Origin of the sequence: Bradyrhizobium sp. AC87j1, assembly GCF_002936975.1 — a bacterium.
Lineage (GTDB): Bacteria > Pseudomonadota > Alphaproteobacteria > Rhizobiales > Xanthobacteraceae > Bradyrhizobium > Bradyrhizobium shewense.
In genome coordinates this window covers 1-5,752 of sequence record NZ_PTFE01000186.1, presented here as the reverse complement: position 1 = coordinate 5,752, position 5,752 = coordinate 1, and the positions used below count along the sequence as shown (strand labels likewise).

Genomic DNA, 5,752 nt, shown 5'->3' with positions numbered 1-5,752 from the left:
GTGCTAGCCCACCCGGCGGCATGCATGTTAAGCGGGGCGCATGACCGATGCCCTGTCCATTGCCCGCGATCTGATCCGCTGCCCCTCGGTAACCCCTGAAGATGCCGGTGCGCTCGGGGTGCTCGAAAAAGCCCTCAACGCCGCCGGCTTCACTTGCCACCGCGTGACCTTCACCGAGCCCGGCACCGCCGATGTCGACAATCTCTACGCGCGGATCGGCAGCGAGGGACCGCACATCACCTTTGCCGGCCATACCGACGTGGTGCCACCCGGTGACGAGAGCGCCTGGAGCGTCGGTGCGTTCTCCGGTGAGGTGAAAGACGGCATCCTGCACGGCCGTGGCGCGGTCGACATGAAGGGCGGCATCGCCTGCTCGGTGGCCGCGGTGCTGGAGCATCTCGCCGCCAACGGCGGCCAGCCGCGCAGCGACGGAAAGGGCTCGATCTCGTTCCTGATCACCGGCGACGAGGAAGACGTCTCGATCAACGGCACCATCAAGCTGTTGAAATGGACGGCCGAGCGCGGCGAAAAGTTCGACCATTGCGTGCTGGGCGAGCCCTCCAATGTCGAGACCCTCGGCGACACCATCAAGGTCGGCCGCCGCGGCTCGCAATCCGGTACGCTTTACGTCGACGGCGTGCAGGGCCACGTCGCCTATCCGCATCGCGCCTCCAATCCGGTGCCTGACATCTCCAGGCTGATCGTGGCGATCTCCGACGAGCCGCTCGACCATGGCAGCGCGCAATTCCAGGCGTCCAATCTCGAATTCACCTCGGTGGACGTCGGGAACAAAGCCAACAACGTGATCCCCGGCGAAGCCCGCGCGAAGTTCAATATCCGCTACAACGACAACCACACCCAGGCCTCCTTGCGCGAGCTGGTCGAGACGCGGCTGACAAAAGCCTGCGGCAACCGCATCAAGGCCCGCATCGTCTGGGAGCCCTCGAACTCCAACGTGTTCGTCACCAAGCCCGGCCCGTTCACCGATCTCGCAGTGTCCGCGATCGAGGAGGTGACGGGGCGGAAGCCCGAGCTGTCGACGAGCGGAGGCACGTCGGACGCGCGGTTCATTTCCAGCTATTGCCCGGTGATCGAATTCGGTCTGGTCGGCCAGACCATGCATCAGGTCGACGAGCGCGTGCCGGTTAAGGATCTGGAGAAATTGACGAAGGTCTACCGCGGGATTTTGACGCGGTATTTTGAGTAGGGCGCTTTCCGCCAAACCCACCGTCATGCCCGGGCTCGTCCCGGGCATCCACGTTCTTTGTGCCGCTAACAAGAAAGTTTGTGGATGGCCGGGACGAGCCCGGCCATGACGATGTGGCGAGAGCTCGGCATGGCCTACTGGACGATCGTGTCGTAGAGATCCTTCCATTCGGGATTGTCCCTGAGGATCAACCTCACCTTCCACGTTCGTGACCGATGCTTGATGTTGTGCTCGCGCTGGATTGCCGTTTGGATGTCTTCATAGCGCTCGAAATAGACGAGCAGCTTAACGCCATACTTCTTGGTGAAGCCAGGCACGAACCCATTTCGATGCTGGTAGATGCGACGGACAATGTCGCTGGTCACACCGACATACAGAATGCCGTTGGGCGCGCTTGCCAGGATGTAGACCCATCCGCCATGCATGGTCGCATGTTGACGCACGTGGATGGCCGGGACAAACATCAAGCCCGGCCATGACGATGTGACAGCATTAGGCTCTAATAATCCACCTTCATCAGATAGAGCCCGTCCGGCGGCGCCACGATGCCGCACGCCGCGCGGTTGCGCGCCTCCAACGCTGCGGAGAGATCATCGGCGGTCCAGCGGCCCTCGCCGACCCAGACCAGCGAGCCCACCATCGAGCGGACCTGGCTGTGCAGGAAGGAGCGCGCCGAGGTGACAATGGTGATCTCGCGGCCGTCACGCAGCACGTCGAGCTGGTCGAGCGTCTTCTCCGGCGATTTGGCCTGGCATTCGGTGTCACGGAACGTGGTGAAATCGTGTTTGCCGAGCAGGCGCTGTGCCGCCGCATGCATCGCATCGGCATCGAGCCGGCGCGGCACGCGCCAGGCGTGGCCGATGTCGAGCGCGAGGTTGGCGCGGGTGTTGATGACGCGGTAGCGATAGTGGCGCTTCACCGCGGAGAAGCGCGCTTCGAACGCGTCAGGCACGATCTCCGCCTCCAGCACCGCGATCGGATGCGGGCGCAGATGCGCGTTGAGCCCGTCGCGAAACCGGCCCGGTGGAAACTGCTTGTCGATATCGACATGCGCGACCTGGCCACGCGCATGCACGCCGGCATCGGTGCGGCCGGCGCCATGCACGCGCAAATCCGCGCCGGTCATCGCCTTCACGGCCGACTCCAACGCGCCCTGCACCGAAGGCAGCGTGTCCTGCACCTGCCAGCCGAAAAACGGCGCGCCGTCATATTCGATGGTGAGCTTGTAGCGGGGCATCTCAATCCAGCTCTATCCGACGTCATTGCCGGGCTTGACCCGGCAATCCATCGCCTGGGAAAGAGTTTTGTTAGAAGATGGATACGCGGGTCAAGCCCGCGTATGACGAGTTGACTAGGTGAACCTCGCTCCCGCCTTCAACGGCAGGCCGCGCAGGAAGTCCGCGGCCTGCATCCGGCCCTTGCCCTCGCGCTGGAGCTCGATGATGCGGATGGCGCCCACGCCGCAGGCGATGGTGAGCTTGTCATCGAGCACATCGCCCGGCGCGCCCGACCCCTTTGCCCATTCACACCGCAGGATCTTGACGCGCGCATTCTCGCTGACGCCGGCAAGCTCAGCCCATGCGCCGGGGAATGGCGACAGGCCGTGGATGTGACGAAGCACGGCGCGCGCCGGCCTGGTCCAGTCGATGCGCGCCTCGGCCTTGTCGATCTTGGCGGCATAGGTGACGCCGTCCTCGCTCTGCTTCTTGAGCTGGAGGCCATCGCGGGCGAGCGCGGCCATCGCCCGCACCATCAGATCGGCGCCGAGGCGGGAGAGACGATCATGCAGGTCCAGCGCGGTCATGTTGTCCGTGATTGCGAGGCGCTCGGCCATGGCGACATCGCCGGTGTCGAGACCGACATCCATCTTCATCACCATCACACCGCTCTCGGCATCGCCGTCCATGATCGCGCGGTTGATGGGGGCCGCGCCGCGCCAGCGCGGCAGCAGCGAGGCGTGCAGATTGTAGCAGCCGAGTTTTGGCGCATCGAGGATCGCCTGCGGCAGGATCATGCCATAGGCGACGACCACGGCGGCATCGGCGTCGAACGCGCTGAACTCGTCGAGCGCTTCCTGGGTCTTCAGCGTCTTCGGCGTCAGCACGGGAATGCCGAGCTTTCGCGCAGCTTCTTCGACCGGGGTTGGCTGCAAGTGCAGGCCGCGCCGCCCGCCGGGCTTCGGCGCGCGGGTGTAGACGGCGACGATCTCATGGCCATGCGCGACCAGCTCGAGCAGCGTCGGCACGGAGAAATCGGGCGTGCCCATGAAGATCAGGCGGAGGGGCATGACAAGGACTCAGATGCGTTCCCTCCCCCCTGTGGGGGAGGGTTAGGGAGGGGGGTGCCACACGACGCGCTCTCGCGGATTGAGCGCGGACTAGTTCTTCGCCCCAGACAAACCTTTTCCTGGGCTACCCCCCTCCCCCGCCCTCCCCCACAAGGGGGGAGGGAGCAGAGCGGAGTGCTTGGCTACGAAACACTTACTCCGCGCGCTTGGCGGCTTTCTCGAACTTCTTCATCACGCGGTCGCGCTTGAGCTTTGACAGATAATCGACGAACAGGACGCCGTTGAGGTGGTCGATCTCGTGCTGGATGCAGGTGGCATAGAGGCCTTCGGCGTCCTCCTCGTGTACCTTGCCGTCGAGATCGGTGAAGCGCACGCGCACCTTCGCAGGGCGCTCGACCTCCTCGTAATATTCGGGGATCGAGAGGCAGCCTTCCTCGTAGACCGACAGCTCCTCGGACGAGGCGATGATCTCGGGGTTGATGAAGACGCGCGGCAGCGGCGTGGTCTCGCCGTTCTCGTCGCGCTTGGCGAGGTCCATGGTGATCAGCCGCAGCGGCTGCGCGATCTGGATCGCGGCGAGGCCAATGCCGGGCGCGTCATACATGGTCTCGAACATGTCGTCGGCAAGCTTGCGGATCTCGGCCGTAACCTTCTCGATCGGCTTGGAGACCAGACGCAGCTGCCTGTCGGGCAGGATGATGATTTCTCTGAGGGCCATGGCCGCGATTTAAGCCCCATGCCGGATGCGGTCAATGCGGAGAGGAACCCCGTTAACCCCTCGCTAACCATAAAACTTCAGCTTTCGTTAACCATAAAAATTAGGGGGCCGTTAACCGCTCTCGTTCCCTCTTCGTTCGCGGGAGTCCAGCGAATCGGCTAGAAGGGCGGAATGAACGAGATCATTTTCATGCTGGGCGACTGGCCGGTGCGCACCATCGATGCGCTGATCGGCTTCGGCGCCCTCGTCCTCATCCTCCTGGTGGTAATCGCCGTCGTGATCGGCCGCTCGGGCCGGCGCGGCGCGGAACTCGCGATGGCGCATGCGATCCGGGCCGACGAGCTTGAGGAGCGCCTCAGCGAGGTGCTGCGCGCCCAGAGCGAATCCTCTGGGAGGGTCGACGCCATGACCCAGGCGCTGGCCGGACGCCAGGCCGAGATGGCGCGCGCGGTCAACGAGCGGCTCGATTCGGTGACTCATCGCGTCGGCCAATCGATGGAGCACTCGACCCGCAACACCATGGAAAGCCTGCGCGCGCTGCACGAGCGGCTCGGCATCATCGACAGCGCCCACAAGAACCTCACCGATCTCACCACCCAGGTGACGACCCTGCGCGACGTGCTCGCCAACAAGCAGTCGCGCGGCGCCTTCGGCCAGGCGCGGATGGAGGCGATCGTCCAGGACGGCTTGCCGAAGGGCGCCTATGAGTTCCAGTTCACGCTCTCGACCGGCAAGCGGCCGGACTGCGTCGTGTTCCTGCCCGACCAGCGCCCGCTCTGCATCGACGCGAAATTTCCGCTGGAGGCGATGACGGCGCTGCACGACGCCCGCACCGACGAGGAGCGGCGCGTCGCCACGCAGCGGCTGCGCGGCGACGTGATGAAGCATGTCAGCGACATCGCGGAAAAATATCTCGTCACCGGCGAGACCCAGGAGATGGCGCTGATGTTCGTGCCGTCGGAATCGGTCTATGCCGAGATCCACGACGGTTTCGACGACGTGATCCAGAAGGCCTATCGCGCCCGCGTGGTGCTGGTGTCGCCCTCGCTGCTGATGCTCGCGATCCAGGTGATGCAGCAGATCATGAAGGACGCGCGCATGCGCGATGCCGCCGACCAGATCCAGACCGAAGTGATCAAGCTCGGCGACGATCTCGGCCGCCTTCGCGACCGCGTGGTCAAATTGCAGAAACACTTTTCCGATGCGAACGAGGACGTCCGCCAGATCCTGATCTCCGCCGACAAGATCGAGAAGCGTGCCGGAAGGATTGAGGAGCTCGATTTCAGCAAGAGCGATGCGGAAGGGCCGCGGCTGGTGGCGACGGACGCGGGTGAGCTGTTCCCGCGGAAGCTCCAGGCGGGGGAGTGACATCTTCACCTCTCCCCGCTTGCGGGGAGAGGTCGGATCGCCTCGGCGATGCAAAGCATCGTCCGGTGCGATCCGGGTGAGGGGGTACGGTCCCTCCGCGACTTCTTCCGCGGAGAGAGGCCCCTCACCCCGCCGTCTCCCCGTAAGAACGGGGAGACGGAGACGAGGCATC

The 5,752-nt window shown here is 64.5% G+C and carries 6 protein-coding genes; 2 read left to right on the top strand and 4 right to left on the bottom strand.

The genetic code is table 11. The features are described 5' to 3' along the window. Window positions 1-40: 40 nt before the first annotated feature. A complete protein-coding gene (gene dapE / locus CV770_RS40275; RefSeq protein ID WP_104466243.1) occupies window positions 41-1,207 on the top strand; it encodes a succinyl-diaminopimelate desuccinylase in 1,167 nt (388 codons plus the stop codon). 134 nt (window positions 1,208-1,341) lie between these two features. On the opposite strand, the gene CV770_RS40270 is transcribed toward dapE, so the two are convergent. The 4 genes from CV770_RS40270 to def form a co-directional block, all read right to left on the bottom strand. Beyond that, entirely contained in the window at window positions 1,342-1,632 is a 291-nt protein-coding gene (locus tag CV770_RS40270) for a GIY-YIG nuclease family protein (protein ID WP_104466244.1), read from the bottom strand. 74 nt (window positions 1,633-1,706) lie between these two features. Further along, window positions 1,707-2,444 carry a tRNA pseudouridine(38-40) synthase TruA gene (gene truA, locus CV770_RS40265; protein ID WP_104466242.1) on the bottom strand — a complete coding sequence of 246 codons (738 nt, stop codon included), beginning with the start codon at window positions 2,442-2,444 and terminating at the stop codon, window positions 1,707-1,709. A 114-nt stretch (window positions 2,445-2,558) separates the two neighbouring features. Then, entirely contained in the window at window positions 2,559-3,494 is a 936-nt protein-coding gene (gene fmt / locus CV770_RS40260) for a methionyl-tRNA formyltransferase (RefSeq protein WP_104466241.1), read from the bottom strand. A gap of 193 nt (window positions 3,495-3,687) precedes the next feature. Continuing rightward, window positions 3,688-4,212, bottom strand: a complete 525-nt coding sequence (gene def / locus CV770_RS40255; RefSeq protein ID WP_104466240.1) for a peptide deformylase — start codon at window positions 4,210-4,212, stop codon at window positions 3,688-3,690. 171 nt (window positions 4,213-4,383) lie between these two features. Here def and CV770_RS40250 point away from each other — a divergent pair, with 171 nt between their 5' ends. After that, on the top strand, window positions 4,384-5,580 hold the full coding sequence (locus CV770_RS40250; RefSeq protein WP_104466239.1) for a DNA recombination protein RmuC: 1,197 nt from the start codon (window positions 4,384-4,386) through the stop codon (window positions 5,578-5,580). Window positions 5,581-5,752 lie beyond the last annotated feature (172 nt).